The following is a 19,716-nucleotide window of genomic DNA, read 5'->3' as shown; positions in this document are numbered from 1 at the left end:
TTCGCTTCGCTCGCAATGACGAGCGTGTGGAGACACCCGTAGCCCGCATGAGCGTACCGACGGCGGGACCGCTGTCCCGGATATCGCTACGCTCATCCGGGCTACGAACCACCTACAATGGAGCGCCCATGGTTACGGCAAAACTGAGGTTTCTAGACAGCACTGATGCGGATCCGCTCGAGGCGTTTGCGCCGAGCGGGCCATTTGGGATTTTGGTGACGGCTATGGTCGGCCCCGCTGATGCGCCAGGACAAGAGTCTTTCGACTTCATGCTCTGCACACCCGACGGGTACAGTTCCAATATGAAGCACGACATCACGATCGGACGGCATCACGTCTTCGTAAAGCAGTTTAACTATGCTCGGCTGCGAGAGTTTGTCGAAGCTTATTGCGCTGAATGCTCGGGAAAGTCCTGGAAGGAAGCGGCAGAAAAGTGGCCCGCCTCGAGAAGTGGGAATTTGAAGACTACATTCCCGAGAACTGAATACCTTGGCGACGTAACTGGGTCCCGGCTCTGTCCGGGACACGAGAGCGGCGGATACCCCTCAGCGCTCCTGCAATGCCAGCCGCACGCCGATCGCGCAGTAGATGGTCCCGACCACCTTGCCCTGCCATTTCACGACGGCTGGATGGCGGCGTAGCAAATTGCCAAGGCGACCGGCGCCGACGGCGAACACCACCGTGCTGACGAGGCCGAGCCACACGAAGACAGCGCCGAACAGCGCGAGCTGCAGCGTCGTCGAACCATGCTCGGGACGGACGAACTGCGGCAGGAACGCAAGGAAGAACAGCGCGGTCTTCGGATTGAGCACCTCAGTCAGCACGGCCTGCCGGAATGCCCGCGCTGCGCTGATCGCGGGCGCGCCGCCATTCACCTCGAGCGGCGTCTTGTCGAGCATGGCGCGAATGCCGAGATAGATCAGGAAGCCTGCGCCTGCGTATTTGACAACGCTGAACAGGAGCGCCGACGTTGCGATGACCGCAGAGAGGCCGACGATTGCCATTGTGGTGTGGACCACGTCACCGGCCGCAATTCCCGCCCCCGTCGCGATGCCGACCCTGGTTCCCGAGCTTGCGGCGCGCGCCATGGTGAGGAGTGTCGCCGGTCCGGGAATGAAGACGAACCCGAGGACGATAAGGATGTAGGTGATGAGCGTGGTGTGGTCGATCATGCGGACATCTCTCTCGTCATTCTGTCTCGTGTCCCGGACACGAGAGGAACGCAAGCAAAGGCGCGGCCGCCGGCCGCGCCTTCGGATTCCTTAAACCGCCCCCGCCTTCTGCGCGTATTCCCACGATGCCTTCGACAGCGGCACGGTGCGCTTGGCTGACTCCAGCGCCTTGGCGTTTGCCGCGGTGCCGTCGCGGACGCGGCCGGCGATGCCTTGCGTGATGCCGGCGAGGCGGAACAGGTTGTAGGCGAAGTACCAGTTGAGATCAGGGACCGTCATCTTGGTGACGTTGCAATAGATCTGCGCGGCCTCTTCCACGCTCGGAATGTTGAGCGCCTTGAGGTCGGCGCCGTCCAGGCCGGGCATGACCCACTGCATCAACAGATAGGTGAAGTCGGCCATGGGATCGCCGAGTGTCGACAATTCCCAATCGAGCACGGCCTGCACGCGTGGTTCCGTCGCATGGAAAATCATGTTGTCGAGGCGATAGTCGCCATGGACGATCGAGATGCGCGCCTGCTCCGGCACGGTCTTCGGCAGCCATTCAGCGACCTTCTCAAACTCCGGAATGGTCTGGGTCTCGGACGCGCGGTACTGCTTGGTCCAGCGGTCGATCTGGCGCGCGAAATAATTGCCGGGCTTGCCGAAGTCGCCAAGACCGATCGCGACGGGATCGAACATGTGAAGCTTGGCCAACGTCTCGATCTTGCTGGTGAATATCTTTCGACGATCTTCCGGCGTTTGGCTTGGCAGCGTCGGATCCCAGAACACCCGGCCGTCTTCCATCGACATGATGTAGAAGGCCGAACCGATGATGCTGTCGTCCTGGCACAGCGCATAGGCCTTCGCGACCGGAAAACCCTGTTTTCCCAGTGCCGCGATCACGCGATATTCGCGATCGACCGCATGCGCCGACGGCAACAATTTGCCGAACGGCTTTCTACGCATCACATAGGAGCGGTTCGGCGTGTCGAGCCGGTAGGTCGGGTTGGACTGGCCACCCCTAAACTGGAGGACGACCAGCGGTCCCTCATAGCCTTCGACGTTGTCGCGCATCCAGGCTTCGAGCCGCATCTCGTCGATACGATGACGCTCCTCGACGGGCTTGGTACCCGAGAATTCTTCGTCTTTCCTGACGCCGTCAGCCACGATGACGCTCCCTCTTCAGTCCGAACATGATCCTAATCGGTAACCCCCAGCGCACTTGCGTCAAGCGGTCATCCGATCACGGATCATGTTCTGTCGTTTCTTCAAATCGGGAGCGCCAGCATGCTCTCCCGCTTAATGACTGGAAGAGTTTGCATACTTCCGAACCTCGAGCCTGGCAATGGCGCGATTGTGCACCTCGTCCGGGCCGTCGGCGAGACGGAGCGTGCGGATGTGAGCGTAGTCCTTGGCAAGGCCGGCTTCGTCCGAGACGCCAGCACCGCCGAAGGCCTGGATCGCCTCGTCGATGATCTTCAGCGCCATGTTGGGAGCTGCGACCTTGATCATGGCGATCTCGGCCTGCGCGGTCTTGTTGCCGACCTTGTCCATCATGTCGGCGGCCTTGAGGCACAACAGCCGCGTCATCTCGATATTGGTGCGGGCCTCGCCGATGCGCTGCTCCCACACCGAATGCTCGACGATCCGCTTGCCGAAGGCCGTGCGCGAGGTGAGCCGCTTCACCATTTTCTCCAGCGCCTCCTCGGCCTTGCCGATGGTGCGCATGCAGTGATGGATACGGCCGGGACCGAGGCGGCCCTGCGCGATCTCGAAACCGCGGCCTTCGCCGAGCAGGATGTTCTCCTTCGGCACCCGTACGTTCTCGAGCAGCACCTGGGCGTGGCCATGCGGCGCGTCGTCGAAGCCGAACACGGGCAGCATCTTCTCGACCTTGATGCCGGGAGTGTCGAGCGGAACCAGGATCTGCGACTGCTGCTGATGCTTGGCCGCCTTGAAATCGGTCTTGCCCATCAGGATCGCGATCTTGCAGCGGGGATCGCCCACGCCGGACGACCACCATTTACGGCCGTTGATGACGTAGTGGTCGCCGTCCTTTACGATGCTGGTCTCGATGTTGGTGGCGTCAGACGAGGCCACCGCCGGCTCCGTCATCAGGAAGGCGGAGCGGATTTCGCCGTCCATCAGCGGACGCAGCCATTTGCGCTTCTGCTCCTTGGAGCCGTAGCGCATGAACACTTCCATGTTGCCGGTGTCGGGCGCGGAACAATTGAAAACTTCCGAAGCCCAGGAGATGTGGCCCATCTGCTCCGAGAGCAGCGCGTATTCGAGATTGGTCAGTCCCGCGCCGCGGAATTCGTCATCCTCATGCTCGTTCGGCGGCATGAACATGTTCCAGAGGCCTTCGGCCTTCGCCTTCTTCTTGAGGTCCTCGAGCACCGGGATCACCTTCCAGCGTTCGCCGCTGCGATCCTGCTCATCATAGACCGGCACCGCCGGGCGCACGTGCTTGGCCATGAAGGATTGCACGCGGTCGAGCCATTCCTTCTGCTTCGGCGACAGATCGAAATCCATGGGACGCTCCTCGTCTTTGCCAACTTGTTATGGCGAACTTGTTTTGGCGAACTTGTTTTGCGCCGGACTGTCCACCCGCATTGTGCGACCCGCAAGTGCGAATGCGCGACTTGCGGACGCTGGGGAACCGGTTCGCGACGTTGCGAACGAGTCCCGATTGCGGATTGACTTTCCCGGCCTTCAAACGATAGTTTCATACAACTGTTTGAATTGCAACTCCCTCCCCGAGGGGCTCCCATGGCCAGCGATCATACCCGGACTGCCATTCTCGCCGCCGCCGAACGGCTCTATGCCGATCGCGGGTTCGGCGACGTAACGCTGCGCGACATCGTCGCGGAGGCCAATGTCAACCTCGCGGCGGTGAACTATCATTTCGGTTCGAAGGACGAGTTGATCGCGGAGCTGTTCGTGACACGCTCGATCGCCACCAACCGCGAGCGTTTGCGCGAATTGAAGGCGGCGGAAGAACAAGGCGGCGGCCGCGCGCCGATCGAGGTGATCCTGCATGCCCTGGTCGGCCCGACGCTGCGCGGCTGCCTTGGCCCCGAGAACCAGCGCTCGAGCGCGGCGCGCTTCATGATCCGCGCCTCGATCGAATCCGTGCCGCCGATCCGCCGCATCAAGAACCGCGAGATCGACCATTTGCGGAAATTCGCCGGCGCGATGCGCCGCGCCCTGCCCGACCGCAGCGACGTCGATATCTACTGGGGCCTCAACTTCGCGCTTGCCATGGCGCACCACACCATCCGCGAGAGCGAACGGCTGACGAAATTGTCGGAAGGCAAATGCGATCTCGACGACGTCGATGACGTGGTCGCGCGCGTCGTCAGCGTAGCGACGATGGCGCTGACGGCGGGACGGATGGAGACGAAGGCGCCGTCAAGGGTGGCGGCACGCTAACCTCACATCATCGCGATGCAGTCGATCTCGATGTCGAAGGGGCCGAACCATTCCGGCGTGCAGACGAAGATCCGCGCCGGCGGATCGTGCGGGAAATAGCGCGCATAGACGGCGTTGAACGCAGCGAAGTGTTTGGTCGAGGTGCAGTAGACGTTTCACTTCATGACGTTGTCGAGGCTCGCGCCCGCGGTCTGAAGGCACAGCTTCATCTGTTCCATGATCAATTCGCTCTGCCGTTCGATCGGCACTTCCGCGATCTCGCCCGTCTCGGGGTCGAACGGCGGCAGACCGGCGACGAAGATCATGTTGCCCGCGCGCGTGACCGGCGAGACCGGAGCGTTCCGGCGGTCGAGGAATGTCGAGATCGGTTCGACGCGGAGCGCTTCGCGTTTCTTTTCTTTCACGGGCGGCCACCTTCGGTGCAAGCGAGATGGCGGCTTGCTACATCATTTGTGCAGCCGTCATGCTTCGCTTCCGATCGAAGTGTGCCCGCCGAGCCGGCTAGGCGTGCTGCGGCATCTCCTCCGCCTCTTCCTTGGCGAGCAGCAGCAGCATCTCGATGCCCATGTCGCCTTCCTGCGGCGAGCGGATGAACTTTATTTCGTCGGCGCTTTGCCGCAATGCGGCAACGATCGCGACGGCCTGGTTGGCCGTTGCCGCCTCGGTCGCCAGAATTGCCTTCTGGTTCTTGGCCTGAAACCCGATCGTGTAGGACATGCGTTCCCTCCCGGACTGAGTGGATGGATCGAATCTGAGTCGCGCGCGGAGCGGAAGCCTTTGTGAGTACGGACCGGGATTATCTGGGGATTGCCCGCAAGCCTCAGGCAAGCCCGAGCATCGCGCGGGCCTCGTTGGCGGTCGCGACGCTCGCCCCCAGGCTCTTGAGGATGCCGGCGGCATGCGTAACCAGCTCGGCATTGGTCTTCGCCAGCACGCCCTTGGACATATAGAGATTGTCCTCCATGCCGACGCGGACGTGGCCGCCAAGCAAATAGGCCTGCGCCACCATCGGGAATTCAGCGCGGCCGATACCGAAGCCGGACCAGATCGCGCCCGGCGGCAACAGGCTGCGGGCATAGAACATCGTCTCCGGCGTGGCCGAGAAGCCGTATTTGACGCCGAGCACGAGCGAGAACAGGCCCGGTCCCTTCAGCGTGCCATCGGCAAGGAGGTCACGGGCGAGATGACAGTCGCCAGAATCGAACAGCTCGATCTCCGGCAGCACGCCAACCGCCTTCATCCGCTCGGCCATGATGCGGACGTTGCGCGGGGTGTTGATCACGACCTCGCCGCCCGAATTCATGGTGTTGAGGTCGAGCGTGCAGATGTCGGGCTTGAGCAGCTCGATGTGCTCGACGCGCTTTTCGGGGGGCAGCAGCGTTGTGCCTGCAGCGGCGACGCGGGGGTCCTCGATCGAAGGCACGAAGCGACCGCCGGGGCCGGTCGTGAGGTTGATGACGAGACTCTTGTTGCGGGCGCGGATGCGGTCCACCACGTCGCGGTAGAGATCAATCGACATCGAGGGCCGCCCTGTCGCGGGATCGCGGACATGGATATGGGCGATGGCGGCGCCGGCTTCGGCCGCTTCCAGCGCCGATGTTGCGATCTGCTCCGGCGTGATCGGCAGATGCGGCGACTGCTCGGGCTTGGTCAGGTTGCCGGTGATCGCGCAGGTGATGATGGTCTTGGTGGGCGTCATGCGTGCTGTCCCTTGCTCGAATGCGAGCCGGCTAGATGATGCCCTGCTGCTTCAGCGCCTCGATCTTGCCGGCATCGTAGCCGAGCTTACCGGCGAGCACCTCCTGAGTGTGCTCACCCAGCAGCGGCGGGGCGCGGTAATCCTTGATCGGGGTTTCCGAGAGCGTCAGCGCGTTGCGGATCAGCGAGAGATCGGGCTGGAAGGGATGGTCGACCTTCACCCGCATGCCGCGCGACTGGACGTGCGGATCCGAAAACACCTGCTCGAAATTGTTGATCGGGCCGGAGGGCACGCCGGCCTCCTCCAGCTTGTCCAGCCAGTAGGCCACCGGCTGCTTCAGGAACAGGCCGGCGAAGATCGCCATGATCTCCTTGCCGTGCACGACGCGGTCGTTGTTCTTGACGAAGCGCTTGTCGCTCGCGAGCTCGGGCGCGCCGAGCACGGCGCAGGTGCGCTGGAACTGGCCGTCATTGCCGACCACCAGCATCAGCTCGCCGTCGGTGCAGCGGAACACGCCAGCCGGCATGCCGCCATTTCCCCAGGTGCCGCGGCGCGGCGGCGTCTTGCCGTTGACGAGGTAGATCTGCAGCCAATGCGACAGCGACGCGATCACGGTGTCGAACAGGCAGACGTCGATATGCTGACCCACGCCATCATTGGCATCGCGATGGTAGAGCGCCGACAGAATCCCGATCGAGGTGTTCATGCCGGTCATGTAGTCGACGATCGACGGGCCGACCTTCATCGGGCCTTCACCGGGCTCGCCGTCGATATGGCCGGTGACGCTCATCAGGCCGCCCATCGCCTGCAGGATGGCGTCATAGCCGGCGCGCGGCGCATAGGGGCCGGTCTGGCCGAAGCCCGTCACCGAGCAATAGATAATGCCGGGATTGATCGCCTTGATGGTCTCGTAGTCGAGGCCGTAGCGCTTGAGATCGCCGACCTTGTAGTTCTCCATGAAGACGTCGACGTCCTTGGCGAGCTCGCGGATGATCGCCTGCCCTTCAGGCTTGGCGATGTTGACCGTGACCGACTTCTTGTTGCGGTTGGCGCAGAGGTAAAACGAGTTGTTGTTGTTGGCCTTGCCATCAGGATCGGTCAGATAGGGCGGGCCGAAGGCGCGCGCGTCGTCACCGGTGCCCGGCCGCTCGATCTTGATCACCTCCGCGCCCAAATCGCCCAGCATCTGGGCCGACAAGGGCCCGGCAAGTACGCGGGTGAGGTCAAGGATCTTGATGCCTGAGAGCGGCAGGGCCGACATGTCGAATTCCTCCGGGAACTGGATATTGGCGCGGCGGCGAGATCGCGGGACGCGCTCCCTGCGGATACACTATTTTGGCGTTCCGAGCACTGCACTGGCGGCATACGGCTATCCCCCCGCCCGCCCGGCGCAGGTCACCTGCGCGGTGAATTTCCGCAGCGCGAATATTCACAGGTCGCGGCCGCTGCAGCCACCTGCGGCCGCCGGCGGCCGAGCAGGACCAGGATCAGCACCGTGGCGCAGGAGCAGACGAAGGTGAGACCGAGCGCGCCGCGGCTGCCGAACTGGGTGAGCAGGCCGACAAGGAGCGGCGGCGAGACCGCGGATGCGAGATTGAGCGGCAGCGCGATCATCGACATCGCCTTGGCGAACTCTGTCTGATCGTAGAACACGAGCGGGATCGTCGCCCGCGCCACCGCCATCGCACCGCTGCCGGCGCCATAGAGCAGGATGAAGGTCGCAACCGCCCAGGTCGCGCCCTCGCTGGTCATCAGCAGCAGCATGGCGACCGGGAGCGCCGTGCCGGCGACGAGCCCGGTCGTGATTCCATCCCACCGCCCTCCGCCGAGAAAATCGAGCCCGCGGGCGCTGACCTGGATCACGCCCAGCATCGAGCCGAACGCAAGCGCCTGCGCCGGGGGAAGCCCCTCTGCCCGGAGCAACTCGATCATGATGGCGCCGATGCCGAAATTGACGAAGGCATTGAGCGTGATCGCGGCGACGACGAGGCCGAACGTGCTCCTGGGAATCGCAGGCGGCGGCGAAGGCTTCACCGGCTCACCGCCACGATCACCGACGATTTTCCGGCGCGGTGCAAAGAATGCATAGAGCGGAAGGTTGATGACGAGCATCATGGCCGCATAGACGAGGCACGTCCCGCGCCAGCCGAGCTGACCGCTGAGGAACGACGTCGTCGGCCAGAAGATGCTGCTCGACAGGCCTGTCACCAGCATCAGCGCGCCGATGGCGTTCTTGGCCTGCCGCCCGGCGACCTCGTTCAGCATGATATAGGCGCCGGTCGAAAGCGTGGCGCTGCCGGCAGTGCCGAGGACGATCCAGGCGGCGAAATACAGCATCGGCTCGCGCGCGAGGGACAGCAGGATGAAGCCCGGCACGGTGAGGACCGTGCCTGATATCATGACCTTTCGCGCGCCGTGCCGCGCAAACGACTTGGCGAGCCAGGGCGCACACAGGCCCATCGAGACATAGAGAACGGACGTCCCGGCGAACACCGCCGGCAGGCTCATGCCGAGATCGGCCGCAAGATCGCGTCCGACAATGGCGGGAAGACCTATCGTACCCCACCCGACAAGCTGGGAGACGGCAAGTACCAGCAGGACCCCGATGAGCCTGCTGTCAGATTTCAGAAACCGCATTCCAACCGTCGCCTGCCCGCCAAGCGCCGATCACGCCCGTGACGCCAGTCTTACCCGGAGACTCAGCGCACGGAAACGCCGGCCGTCGAATGGCAGCAGGCGGCCTGGAGCATGTCAGGAGGCGGCAGGAGCTCCCTCTCCCGCGAGCCCGAGCAGGGATCGCGCCTCGGCGGCAGTCGCCACGCGCCGGCCGTGGCGCGCGACAGCCTCACCGGCGATGGTCACGAGCTCGGCGTTGCTGGCGGCGAGGCGTGCCTTGTCGATCCTGATATTGTCCTCGAGCCCGGTGCGGACCGCATCGGCGCCCCGCGCCAGCGCCCAGCCCATGACCTCGGCCTGGTGGCGTCCGATCCCGGCTGCCGTCCACGTCGCCTTCGGGATCAGCCGCCTGAGCTCGCCCAGCAGGATGTCGAGCACATGCTCGTCCGCGGGCATGGCGTTCTTGACGCCCATGACGAACTGAACGTGCGGACGCTGGTCGATCAGCCCCGCCTCGATCAGACGGCGGGCGCCATGCAGATGCGACAGATCGAAGATTTCGATTTCCGGCCGGATGCCATTCGTCTTCATGCCGGTGGCGAGCATCTCGACCAGCGCGGCGCCGTTCTCGTAGACGATGGTCGGAAAGTTCACCGATCCCGTGGACAGCGAGGCCATGTCCGGCTTCAGGTAGAGTGACGATCCGCGCGCCGAGGGATCGCGGCCCCGCCCGCCGGTCGAGAACTGAACGATCATGTCAGGACAATGCTTCTTGATCCCCGCCTGCACCAGGGCGAAACGCTCGGGATCGGAGGACGGCGTCTCGTCATCGTTGCGAACATGGATATGGGCGAGCGTGGCACCGGCTTCGAAGGCCTGGTGCGTCGAGTCGATCTGCTCGGACGGCGAGATCGGCACCGCCGGATTGTCCTTCTTGCGTGGAACGGAGCCGGTCATGGCGACAGCGACGACGACGGGGTTCATTCTGCAACCTCATGATGATCGCGCTCGCGCGCGGAATTCGAACAGGCAGTTAGGTAACGCCTCACACCCTGCCGCTGCAACCGTCCTCGATCGCAGCGGCATGGCTTCGTTGCGTACCCGTCAGGTCGGAATTGCGGCCGCACCGCTCGCCACCTCCGCACGCTGCCGCTCATAATCGGCCCGCGGCATCGGAACGGCCTTCGGATTGCCGAGGTCGTCGATGCTGACCCGATAGGTCTCTCGCGCCGTGACCGCCGCCAGCGCGGCGATGACGGTGATGCCGAAGGCGATCGCCCCCACCGTCAGGGGAATGTTGGCCGAGCCGGGAGGCGCCACGGTCGCAAACAAGGCCGGAAGCAATGCGGTGATGGTCGTGCCGATGTTCTGCGAGATCGCCATCGCCGACACGCGGGTGCGGGTCGGAAACAGTTCGGGGTAGAAACTCGGGAAGATCGCGTTGTAGCCCTGATAGACCACGCCCCACATCAAGAGCGACAGCAGGATCGCCAGCGGCACGTTCCTGATGCTGATGGCATAGAGATAACCGAAAGCCAGTACGCCCGAGAGCAGCGCTCCGACGACGATCGGAGGCTTGCGGCCGACCTTGTCGGAGAGATTGCCGACGAAGGGAATGACGAACACGGCCAGCATGTTTCCGAGCACGGGGATCCAGAGATAGACGTCCTTGGCAAAACCGATGCCGTAGGCTGGCTGCACCGCATAGGCCGCACCGAAGATGGTCGCAACCACCGGGATGACATTCATCAGAGCCATGCAGATGACCCTGAGCATGTCGCGCCAGCTCAGTTTGATGGCCTGGACGATCGGCGCCCGCGGCGTTTCTCCGCGTTCGCCCTCGCGGGCAAAGGCAGGGGTCTCGTCGACTTCGCGACGAATGATGTAGCCCGCGACGATGACGAAGAAGCTGAGCAGGAAGGGAATCCGCCAGCCCCAGCTGTTAAAGGCCTCGGTCGGCATGTAGGCCGCCAGCGGCAGGAACACCGCGGCCGCGAGAATTTGTCCGGCCTGCACGCCCTGGAGTGCAAAACTTGCATAGAAGCCGCGCCGGCCGAACGGCGCGTGCTCCAGAATCATCGAGCTCGCGCCGGAGATTTCACCGGCCACGGCAAATCCCTGCACGAGGCGCAGCATGACGAGCAGCATCGGCGCCAGGATACCGACCTGATGATAAGTCGGCAGGATACCGACCGCCATGGTCGAGATGCCCATCAGGAACATGCAGACGATGAGAACGGTCTTGCGGCCATGGGTGTCGCCCCAATGTCCCAGCACGAAGGCGCCGATGGGACGAGCCACATAGCCGACGCCATAAGTCGCCAACGACGCAACGATCGCGACGGTGGGATTCTCCGACGGGAAGAAGATTTGCGGGAAGATCAGCGACGCGGCGGTCGCGTAGGTGAAGAAGTCATAATATTCGAGAGCTGACCCGATCCAGCCGCTGGCAGCGGCCTTCCTGGACTGACTCATGTGTCGGATCGCAGTCATCTCAAGATTCCTCCTTTGGGTTTTGCTGACGTCCCGTTGACGGGCTTCGCTCAAAATTGGGCAGCACTCTCCGGCCGCTCTGCGGAGTTTCGCGAGCGCTTGTCATTGCCGATGGGTGTCTGCTTGGTGGCGACGATAGGCTTTCGCCGGGCTAACACAATTACCCAGTTATGCGACAAACCTAACATGATGTTATTTGCGCGCGAGACGTCCCGGCGAACACCGCCGGCAGGCCGAGATAGGCCGCGAGATCGCCTGCGACGATGGCGGGAAGCCCTATTGTCTTACCCCCGGATGCGACGACCGGGAATGACGGTTCCGAATGGCCCGGCCGCGCCAGCCGCGGGGCAGCCGTCAGGCTGTATGGCCGGGATCGACGTGCTTCGGCGTTTTCTTATCGCGTTGGGGCGTCATCTTGGCCGGATCCGGCGCATCCGGCACCCCGCGCGGCCCGAGCTGATCACGCTGAATGTCGTCTTCGGAGCGGGAGGGCTCAATGCCGTTCGGCTCACGGGGCTTGGTCATCGCAGGCTCCTGAAGTGTTCTGCTCAAAGTGTCTCGTCAAATTCCCAGCGCGTTCTCGCCGGCTTCGCGGCCGGGCACGCTGACATGGACTTCGTGTCCCTCGCGAAGCGCCAACGACGCTGCGGCAACCGCCGATTCGAAGGCCGCTTCCTTGGTGGAGTATCTGTTCTTGACGTCGCCGTCGTGCAGCACGCCCCATTCGTCCTGCACCGGCACGATCGTGTATTGAGCAAGGCCCATGGTATAACTCCTCGAGATCTAGCGCTGCGTGAGCTGCGGGTGCGCCGCCGTCACGCGCCAGACCGTGTTGCCGCTGTCATCGGCGACCAGCAGCGCCCCGACCTTGTCGATGGCGACACCAACGGGCCGCCCGCGCGCGTGATTGTCGTTGTTGAGGAAGCCGGTGACGACATCCTGCGGCGGGCCGCTCGGCTTGCCATCCGTGAACGGCACGAACACCACCTTGTAGCCGTTCAAGACCTGCCTGTTCCAACTGCCGTGCTCGCCGATGAAGGCGCCGCCGCGATAGGCGGCCGGCAGACTCGCGCTAGTGTTGAAAGCCATTCCAAGCGGCGCGACATGCGAGCTCAGCGCGTAGTCAGGCACGATCGCTTTGGCGACGAGGTCGGGCCGTTGCGGCTGGACGCGGGGATCGACATGCTGACCGTAATAGCTGTAGGGCCAGCCATAGAAGCCGCCGTCCTTCACCGATGTCATGTAGTCCGGCACGAGATCGGGACCGAGTTCGTCGCGCTCGTTCACCACCGTCCACAGCGCCCCGGTCTGCGGCTCGAAGCTGAGGCCGTTGGGATTGCGCAGGCCGCTCGCGAAGATGCGCCAGCGGCCGCTGGCACGGTCGATCTCGAGGATGGCGGCGCGATTGTGCTCGGCCTCCATACCGTTCTCGGTGATGTTGCTGTTGGAGCCGACGCCGGCATAGAGCTTTGAACCGTCGGGGCTCGCGACCAGGCTCTTGGTCCAGTGATGGTCGATCGGTCCGCCCGGCAGCGGCGTCAGCACCGTACCCGGAGCGGTGATCTTCGTGTCACCCTCCGTGTACGGATATCTGACGATCGCATCGGTGTTGGCGACATAGAGATCGTTGCCGACCAGCGCGACGCCGAACGGCGAGTTGAGATGGTCGAGGAAGACGCTTTGCGTATCTGGCACGCCGTCGCCGTTGCTGTCGCGCAGCAGCGTGATGCGGTTGCTCTCGCCGGTGTCGCCGCCGGATGTCGCCCAGGACTCGATGTATCCCATCACGATTTCCTTGGGCCGCTTGATCGGAGCGCCCTTCGGCGCCTTGGATTCCACCACCAGCACGTCGCCATTGGGAAGCACGTAAAGGAATCGCGGATGCTGCAGGCCGGTCGCAAAGGCCTTGGCCTGCAGGCCCTGCGCAACGGCCGGGGTCTCGTCCTTTTTCCAGCCGACGATGCGCGCGATGTGCATCGGCGGCAGCAGGTATTGCTGGATGTCGGGCAGCGTCGGGTTGGCGCCGATTTGCGCCTTCGGATCGCCGCTGCCGTCATTGCAGCCGGCGAGACACAGCAGCGAGGCGCACAACAGCGCCCGAGCGATTGCGGAGTTCATCGCGCAACTCCTACGCCGTGGCGATACACCATGGCCCAGCCGAGCCAGCCGGTGACCGGCAGGATCAATACGGTGATGGCTGACAGAATGAGCCCGGTCGGCCACACCGAGGTCCAGGCATCGCGCGTGTGGATCAATGCATTGACGATGGCGAGGAGCAGCGCCAGCGCGTTGCCGATCAGATGCGGCCAGGCCGGCGGCTGCGCCCGCACCAGGCGGTTGCCGAGAAAATCGGTCAGGCCGGCGATGGCGGCGAGCACGCCGAAGATGACGCCGACCACCAGAAGCCAGGCGGAAAAATCCGCCCACATGATCTCGGCACTGACGACATAGGCGATGTCGGTCAGCAGCGCTCCGATGAAGCAAGCGATCGGGATCGGCACCAGCATCGGATGAATCGGATGGCCTGCGATTTGCGCGGTCGAGCGCACACGCAAATTGTCTTGCACGGTTGGCCTCTTGTCAGATCGCCGCCCCTCCCCGGTGGAAAACACCCGCTTCCAGCGAAGGTTCCTGATGGTGGACCACGGCGCCGCGGTGCCTCAACAGCGCTGCGGCGTCCAAGCACTCACGAGGAACCCCTTGCCGCTACGAGCCTTGATCTCGGCCTTGAAATGAACCGCCCATCAGGAGATTACGGAGTGGGACCAGCCTGGCGACGGCGCCTCCTTCAATCCGCCTCGAAGCTCGATGGCGTCTCGCGGCGCCAGACCGAGCAGATCGAATCCCAAAGCCGGCCGAACGCCGCACTCATCCACGAGACGATCCGCACCGAGGATGAGCCGGAGCTGGAGCGGCGATGGTGGGCCATCGTGCTGTCTGGCCTCGCCGCCGGTCTTTCGATTGGATTGTCCCTGATCGTCCAGGCGAGTTTCACGCGCTGATTTCCGACGAGGCCTCCCGGAGACGCCAAGTCGGTCAAGCGAGATGCATTAATTGGTTCGGGAGTGGCAGTGACTGACAAGCCCATCGTTCTTTGGAAACGTGGTTCTGGGGAACGTGGAACTTCCCAGCTCCGCGTATGTTGTGGGCGATGAGTGATGCGGCGGCCAGCACAAGGCGGGCCGCCATTGCTTACGCACGATGCCCATCATCGAACTCAGGAGCCGGAAATGAGCCGCGGAATGCCATCGATGACCGCCCTCTTGGGTATGCTCGCAATCGCCGGATATCAAAATCGGGACAAGCTCGCCGACATGTTTCGCAATGCTACCTCCGGTCAGCCGTCGGGTGCCAAGGATTCCCTGGGCGGCATGCTCGGCAATCTTGGCGGCCTTGTGGGAGGCGGCGGCGTCGGTTCGCTGCTGAACGGCGGGATCGGCGAGTTGCTCGAGCACTTCAAGCAGAACGGACAGGGCGATGCGGCTCAATCCTGGATCAATCAGGGGCCAAATCGCGAAGTCACCCCGCCCGAACTCCAGCAGGCTATCGGTCCGGACGTTCTTCAAAAGCTGGAGCAGCAGACCGGCCTGTCGCAGCAGGAGATCCTCGACCGATTGTCGCGCGAGCTTCCGGCAGCGGTGGACAAATACACCCCGGACGGACGACTTCCGGCGCAATCCGTGGGATAGGCACTCCTCAAGACTCGAGAAAAGATATGAGCATCATCTGGACGATCATCATCGGTTTCATCGCAGGCGTCATCGCGAAGTTCATCATGCCTGGCGACAACGAGCCCTCGGGTTTCATCCTGACCACGATCCTGGGAATAGTGGGCGCGTTCGTTGCGACCTATCTTGGCCAATCTCTCGGCTGGTACCGGCCAGGAGAAGGCGCAGGACTGGTGGGGGCCGTGGTAGGCGCCATCATCGTGCTTCTCGTCTACGGTTTTGTGGCCGGTCGGAGCCGCCGGGCCATCTAACCACCGCGAACGGAATCTTCGCGTTAGCGGAGAATTCGCCCGGCGCAAAAGGCGATCGGCAAGATGAAATGGATGCTCGTTGTCCTGGTAGGAGGTATGACCCCGGTCAACACCGACCTGGTTTTCGACAAGTTCGTCGATTGCCTTGCCGCCGAGGAGCAGATGCGAAAGCACTACACGGACGCTTTCGAGGCCTGGGACCGATGGGCCGCGGCCAATATCGAGCGACGACGCGAATACTCAAAGGTGCGCGACCTCCAGGCCAAACGGCTGCTCAGCAACATCGGTACCTGCGTTCCTCACGCAGGCGGCGAGGCCGCAGCGCCTCCGCAGCAGAGCAATCCGACACCTTCTCCTCAAGCCGCACCTACGCCGCAGCCAAGTCCGAAAACGTGACGTTTGAACGTTCCGAACAGGGGCGGTCGCAAACGAATGTTGCAATTGCTTTCGATACGCTCCGGACTTTGGAGGAGATCAGCATTGAGCGACAGGACGGGCAATGAACCTGCACCCTTGGTGCTTCTCGGCGTGGCAATCATCCCGATCATTGCAGTATTGGCGTGGTTCGCTTTTTAGCTTTGAACTTTTTCCGCGATCCGCGCGTCATACTGTCGAAGCGTCCCTAAGCTTCACCCCTACCAGAAAGCCCCGCTTCCCCCAGGCGGGGTTTTCGCTGTCGCGCGCTGCATCAACGCACCGATCTTTTCAAGCGCCCTTTTGGCTTGACCACTTTTTCCCGATGCAGCAGCCTAGATATGGGCAGGGTTTTGAGGAGGCACAATTGCCGAAAACCCTAGTGGAATTCAGAGCGCAGAACCTTCGTTTACTTGAGCAGCTTTGTCCGGACGATCCGGGCTACATTCAATCATGGATCAGGAAGTTCGACCGCCAGAACGGGATCGAACCTGAAGCTGCTGCGAAGCCTCGCCGGGAGCGAGGGGTTGCTTCACCCAAGAAGGCCAGGTCCAGCGACCGAACCAATTGAGCTCGTGGTGTCCTTCGCTCGGCGCTGGACCTACGGCGAAGAGGCGCATAGCTAGGCAGCTCGCCGCTTTTTCCGGGGAGCGCTCGCCTTTGTCTTCAACTTACCGGTCCCGGTATTCGACACACGAGCCACACCTCCGAGTGCAGCTGCAAGAACGTCGTGCTGAGCATCTCGGCCTTACCATGCTCACAGCCGTCTTCAACGGGCCGGACATGAAAACATTGGAGCGGGTGAAGGGAATCGAACCCTCGTATTCAGCTTGGAAGGCTGCTGCTCTACCATTGAGCTACACCCGCGACAGGGGCTCCCTAACACGGCCGGGCGGCGGTCTCAACTGCCCAGGATCAACTGCCCAATCGACGGCTTCCAGCGCCGTCCTTGCCCTGCGAACAGCCGCTGGTTCCTCCGGACCCGCCTCCCCTTAACAACACCGGAATTGCCGCCTATATTGATGTCTTCCGTAACCAACGAAAGGAGGTGATCCAGTGTCTTTTACCAAGCGCTGTCACCTCGCTGGGATCGCCCGCTAAGCTTTGAATAAAGGCTTGGCATCGGGGCGCTCTCAGCCCTGGACCAGCGAGCAAGAAATCGGGCGCGACGGGGCTTCCCCGCCGCGCCTTTTCGTTGGTCACGCGCCTGCTGCTCAGGCGGGCGGCTCGCCGGCGAGCGCCTCGCGGACCCTCAGTGACAGGTCCGCCTTCCGGTACGGCTTCCTCAGCAACGCAACGCCGGGACCGAGCTGGCCCTCGTGGTCGAGGGCGTTGTCGGTATAGCCGGACGTATAGAGCACCTTGATCCCCGGGCGAAGGCGCCGCACGGCCTCGGCCAATTCCTGCCCGTTCATGCCACCGGGCATGATGATGTCGGTGAACAGCAGATCGAATTGGGCGCCCTGCTGCACCAGCGCAAGCGCGGTTGCGCCGTCGCCGGCTACGAGGGTGCGATAGCCGAGGCTGCCGAGCTGGGCGATGACATAGCCCTGCACCAGCGGATCGTCCTCGACGACGAGAACCGTCTCGTGCCCGCGTGCCGCCGCGGGCGCCTGCAGCGACCCGACCCTCGCCTGCGCTCCGCCCGCAGATCGCGGCAGAAACAGCCGAATCACGGTGCCGCGGCCTTCCTCACTCTCGATCGCGACGCTGCCGCCGCTCTGCTTGCCGAAGCCGTAGACCATGCTGAGGCCGAGCCCGGTGCCGCGACCGACCCCTTTGGTGGTAAAGAACGGCTCGAACACGCGGTCGCGGATATCGGCGGGGATGCCATGGCCGGTGTCGGTCACCGCGACCATGATGAAGGCGCCGCGTGTGGCGTCGCCGTCACCAGCACCATCCGCGCCATCGAATTCGCGGTTTGCGGTCTCGAGCGTCAGCGTGCCGCCGCCAGGCATCGCATCACGCGCATTGACGGCGAGATTGATGATCGCCGACGACAGCTGCGACGGATCGGCCATCGCCGGCCAGGCGTCGTCCGCGAGGTGGGTCACGATTTCGACGTTTCCGCCCAGGATCGGCTTCAACAGCTTCGCCGTCTCAAGCACGAGGCCGTTGACGTCGATCTCGCGCGGCTCCAGCGGTTGGCGACGCGCAAAGGTCAAGAGCTGCGAGGTGATCTCCGCGCCTCGCGCCGCCGCATCGTCGATCAGCTGGGCGATCGCGGCGAGGTCGGGCTTGTCCGCCAGCCCCTCCCGAACGATCTCGATGGTGCCGGTGATGACAGTGAGCACGTTGTTGAAGTCATGCGCGACGCCACCGGTGAGCTGACCGATCGCATCCATCTTCTGCGACTGGCGAAGCCGCTCCTCGGTCTCGTGCTGCTCGGTCAGGTCGGTGGCCGAACCACGATATCCCATGAAGCCTTCGTCGGCGCCGAACACCGGCTGGCCGTTGACGCTGAAATGGCGCGCGCGCCCAGCCGCATCGCGGCCGCGATACTCGAACTTCCGGAACGGCTCGTGGCGATCCAGCGTCGCCAGGTGAGCGCGCCATTTCTGCGGCTCGGCATCGTGGTCGAAGGCGGCGTCTGAACGGCGCCTCCCGATCAGCGCCCTCGGGTCCATGCCGAAAGCATCGGCCCGCTCTGAAATGTAAGTGAACACGTGATCCGGGCCGGTCTCCCAGAACCAGTCGGATGCGGTCTCGGCATAATCGCGGAAGCGCTGCTCGCTCGCGCGGGCGTTCTCCTCGGCGTGCTGCCGGATCTTCAGGTCACGCTCGAGATTCCCATTGGCCTCGCGCAGCTCGCCATAGGCATGTTCGAGGTTGGCGCACATGGCATTGAAAGCAACGACCACCTTGTCCAGCTCGTCGGCCTCGTAAGGTGGCCGGCGCTCCAGGCGCAGAGGCGGCGGCGGCCGTCCGAGGCTGTATTTGCCGACGTACTCGGCGATGGCGCCGAGATGCCGCGTCACCAGCAGATGAAACATGTAGATGATGAACAACGAGACGAGGAACGTCTTTGCCGCCTGGCTTGCCAAGATGACGAGGGCCCTGTTCAGCAAATGCTGATAGACGTCGGTCAGCGTCGCCTCGACCCGGAGCGTGCCGATGGCGCGCGAGGTCCCCTGCACCATGGTGGTCAGCGGAAATTCCCGGGTCATGATCGAACGGGTGTTTCGCTCGCCGACTTCGACACGGATAGGATCGGGCCGATCGGCGATCTCGCGGACCTCCGCCGCGCGAACGTCAGGCAGCCGCAGAATGCCATCGAGCTGGAGCTTGAGCTGGTTCTGGTCGAGATTCCACAGGCTCTCTCCGAGGCTGCCCGTGGTGCTGCGGCCGATCTCGTCCAGCCGCGTCTCGATAAGTCCGACCTCACGATTGTAATCCAGATAGAGCTGGAGCACGGTCAGGGTCAGCGTCACGACCGATGAGAACAGCAGCACGGCAGCAAGCAGCCGGGGCCCGACGCCGCTGCGCGACCAGTTGAAGATCCGCGATAGGAGCGCCGCGAACATGGGAGGCGCGAGCGCGGCGCCAATGCCGGTCAAATCCTGCTTCGCAGCCACCGGCGCAATGGCGCGGCCGCGCTTGCTATCGTCGTCGCCTGCGTTGCCCATGCACCACGTCCCCGAAAATGGCGGCACCTGCTCAGCCTAGCGGTCGCAGCCGCGAGCAAAGTGAACGGTCGAGACCCTGCCTCAGTAGGCGATACGTGTGGCGATCCTGTCGGCCCATGATCCTGTCGGCCGATGATCCTGTTGGCCCTTGGGCGGCTTGAGCTCGACGGGGTCATATCTTGCGCCCAGCAACAGGATCCCCGGGCAAACTACCACCTCGCATGCTAGAATGACATCGGTGAAAGTCCGGAGCCGCCCGCACAGCGGGAACGCGCTGCAAACGTTGCGGGCCGGCACAGC

The 19,716-nt window shown here is 63.5% G+C and carries 20 protein-coding genes, 1 tRNA gene and 1 pseudogene; 6 read left to right on the top strand and 16 right to left on the bottom strand.

The genetic code is table 11. The features are described from left to right. The first annotated feature begins 47 nt into the window (after positions 1-47). The gene (locus AC0L3P_RS01510; protein ID WP_473300847.1) at positions 48-641 is read left to right on the top strand and encodes an immunity 8 family protein; all 594 of its coding nucleotides are present in this window, start codon (positions 48-50) and stop codon (positions 639-641) included. On the opposite strand, the gene AC0L3P_RS01505 is transcribed toward AC0L3P_RS01510, so the two are convergent. The 3 genes from AC0L3P_RS01505 to AC0L3P_RS01495 all read right to left on the bottom strand — a co-directional run bounded on the left by AC0L3P_RS01505 (position 546) and on the right by AC0L3P_RS01495 (position 3,689). Beyond that, the gene (locus AC0L3P_RS01505) at positions 546-1,172 is read right to left on the bottom strand and encodes a LysE family translocator (protein WP_275168166.1); all 627 of its coding nucleotides are present in this window, start codon (positions 1,170-1,172) and stop codon (positions 546-548) included. The genes AC0L3P_RS01510 and AC0L3P_RS01505 overlap by 96 nt on opposite strands. A 90-nt stretch (positions 1,173-1,262) precedes the next feature. Next, positions 1,263-2,321, bottom strand: coding sequence for a phosphotransferase family protein (locus AC0L3P_RS01500; RefSeq protein ID WP_275168168.1), 1,059 nt, complete (start codon positions 2,319-2,321; stop codon positions 1,263-1,265). Between the two features lie 132 nt (positions 2,322-2,453). Next, complete coding sequence (locus AC0L3P_RS01495; protein ID WP_018460217.1) at positions 2,454-3,689, bottom strand: acyl-CoA dehydrogenase family protein; 1,236 nt, start codon at positions 3,687-3,689, stop codon at positions 2,454-2,456. 237 nt (positions 3,690-3,926) lie between these two features. Here AC0L3P_RS01495 and AC0L3P_RS01490 point away from each other — a divergent pair, with 237 nt between their 5' ends. Continuing rightward, entirely contained in the window at positions 3,927-4,589 is a 663-nt protein-coding gene (locus tag AC0L3P_RS01490; RefSeq protein WP_473300846.1) for a TetR/AcrR family transcriptional regulator, read from the top strand. A gap of 2 nt (positions 4,590-4,591) precedes the next feature. Here AC0L3P_RS01490 and AC0L3P_RS01485 read toward each other — a convergent pair. The 11 genes and pseudogenes from AC0L3P_RS01485 to AC0L3P_RS01435 form a co-directional block, all read right to left on the bottom strand. Further along, positions 4,592-4,993: pseudogene (locus AC0L3P_RS01485) on the bottom strand (RidA family protein). Between the two features lie 97 nt (positions 4,994-5,090). Continuing rightward, positions 5,091-5,306 carry a hypothetical protein gene (locus tag AC0L3P_RS01480; RefSeq protein WP_007602925.1) on the bottom strand — a complete coding sequence of 72 codons (216 nt, stop codon included), beginning with the start codon at positions 5,304-5,306 and terminating at the stop codon, positions 5,091-5,093. A 103-nt stretch (positions 5,307-5,409) separates the two neighbouring features. Further along, positions 5,410-6,288, bottom strand: a complete 879-nt coding sequence (locus tag AC0L3P_RS01475) for a beta-keto acid cleavage family enzyme (RefSeq protein ID WP_473300845.1) — start codon at positions 6,286-6,288, stop codon at positions 5,410-5,412. A 31-nt stretch (positions 6,289-6,319) separates the two neighbouring features. Continuing rightward, complete coding sequence (locus tag AC0L3P_RS01470) at positions 6,320-7,549, bottom strand: CaiB/BaiF CoA transferase family protein (RefSeq protein ID WP_275168173.1); 1,230 nt, start codon at positions 7,547-7,549, stop codon at positions 6,320-6,322. Positions 7,550-7,683: 134 nt separating this feature from the next. Then, entirely contained in the window at positions 7,684-8,925 is a 1,242-nt protein-coding gene (locus AC0L3P_RS01465; RefSeq protein ID WP_473300844.1) for an MFS transporter, read from the bottom strand. Positions 8,926-9,039: 114 nt separating this feature from the next. Next, positions 9,040-9,888: a 3-oxoadipate:acetyl-CoA acetyltransferase gene (locus tag AC0L3P_RS01460; protein WP_473300843.1), complete on the bottom strand. Its 849-nt coding sequence runs from the start codon at positions 9,886-9,888 to the stop codon at positions 9,040-9,042. Positions 9,889-10,008: 120 nt separating this feature from the next. Beyond that, positions 10,009-11,397 (bottom strand): MFS transporter, encoded by a 1,389-nt coding sequence (locus AC0L3P_RS01455; RefSeq protein WP_473300842.1) that lies wholly within the window; start codon positions 11,395-11,397, stop codon positions 10,009-10,011. Positions 11,398-11,751: 354 nt separating this feature from the next. Further along, the gene (locus AC0L3P_RS01450; RefSeq protein WP_219683770.1) at positions 11,752-11,922 is read right to left on the bottom strand and encodes a hypothetical protein; all 171 of its coding nucleotides are present in this window, start codon (positions 11,920-11,922) and stop codon (positions 11,752-11,754) included. A gap of 36 nt (positions 11,923-11,958) precedes the next feature. Continuing rightward, the gene (locus tag AC0L3P_RS01445) at positions 11,959-12,162 is read right to left on the bottom strand and encodes a hypothetical protein (protein ID WP_007611681.1); all 204 of its coding nucleotides are present in this window, start codon (positions 12,160-12,162) and stop codon (positions 11,959-11,961) included. 18 nt (positions 12,163-12,180) lie between these two features. Continuing rightward, positions 12,181-13,515 (bottom strand): PQQ-dependent sugar dehydrogenase, encoded by a 1,335-nt coding sequence (locus AC0L3P_RS01440; RefSeq protein ID WP_354101093.1) that lies wholly within the window; start codon positions 13,513-13,515, stop codon positions 12,181-12,183. Further along, positions 13,512-13,964, bottom strand: coding sequence for a DUF2231 domain-containing protein (locus AC0L3P_RS01435; protein WP_354058681.1), 453 nt, complete (start codon positions 13,962-13,964; stop codon positions 13,512-13,514). The genes AC0L3P_RS01440 and AC0L3P_RS01435 overlap by 4 nt, the downstream gene beginning before the upstream one ends. Before the next feature lie 192 nt (positions 13,965-14,156). On the opposite strand from AC0L3P_RS01435, the gene AC0L3P_RS01430 reads away from it, so the two are divergent. The 4 genes from AC0L3P_RS01430 (at position 14,157) to AC0L3P_RS01415 (ending at position 15,772) form a co-directional block, all read left to right on the top strand. Beyond that, positions 14,157-14,399 carry a hypothetical protein gene (locus tag AC0L3P_RS01430; protein ID WP_354058680.1) on the top strand — a complete coding sequence of 81 codons (243 nt, stop codon included), beginning with the start codon at positions 14,157-14,159 and terminating at the stop codon, positions 14,397-14,399. A gap of 228 nt (positions 14,400-14,627) precedes the next feature. Beyond that, positions 14,628-15,086 (top strand): YidB family protein, encoded by a 459-nt coding sequence (locus AC0L3P_RS01425; RefSeq protein ID WP_275168181.1) that lies wholly within the window; start codon positions 14,628-14,630, stop codon positions 15,084-15,086. A 26-nt stretch (positions 15,087-15,112) separates the two neighbouring features. Then, the gene (locus tag AC0L3P_RS01420) at positions 15,113-15,376 is read left to right on the top strand and encodes a GlsB/YeaQ/YmgE family stress response membrane protein (protein ID WP_007611688.1); all 264 of its coding nucleotides are present in this window, start codon (positions 15,113-15,115) and stop codon (positions 15,374-15,376) included. A 63-nt stretch (positions 15,377-15,439) separates the two neighbouring features. Beyond that, the gene (locus AC0L3P_RS01415) at positions 15,440-15,772 is read left to right on the top strand and encodes a hypothetical protein (protein ID WP_354058679.1); all 333 of its coding nucleotides are present in this window, start codon (positions 15,440-15,442) and stop codon (positions 15,770-15,772) included. Positions 15,773-16,583: 811 nt separating this feature from the next. Here AC0L3P_RS01415 and AC0L3P_RS01410 read toward each other — a convergent pair. Together AC0L3P_RS01410 and AC0L3P_RS01405 are read right to left on the bottom strand one after the other, a co-directional pair. Further along, a tRNA-Gly gene (locus AC0L3P_RS01410) sits at positions 16,584-16,657 on the bottom strand. Positions 16,658-17,004: 347 nt separating this feature from the next. Continuing rightward, complete coding sequence (locus AC0L3P_RS01405; protein WP_473300841.1) at positions 17,005-19,416, bottom strand: ATP-binding protein; 2,412 nt, start codon at positions 19,414-19,416, stop codon at positions 17,005-17,007. Positions 19,417-19,716 lie beyond the last annotated feature (300 nt).

The organism is Bradyrhizobium sp. WSM4874, assembly GCF_055811835.1.
This window is presented reverse-complemented; position numbering and strand designations above follow the sequence as displayed.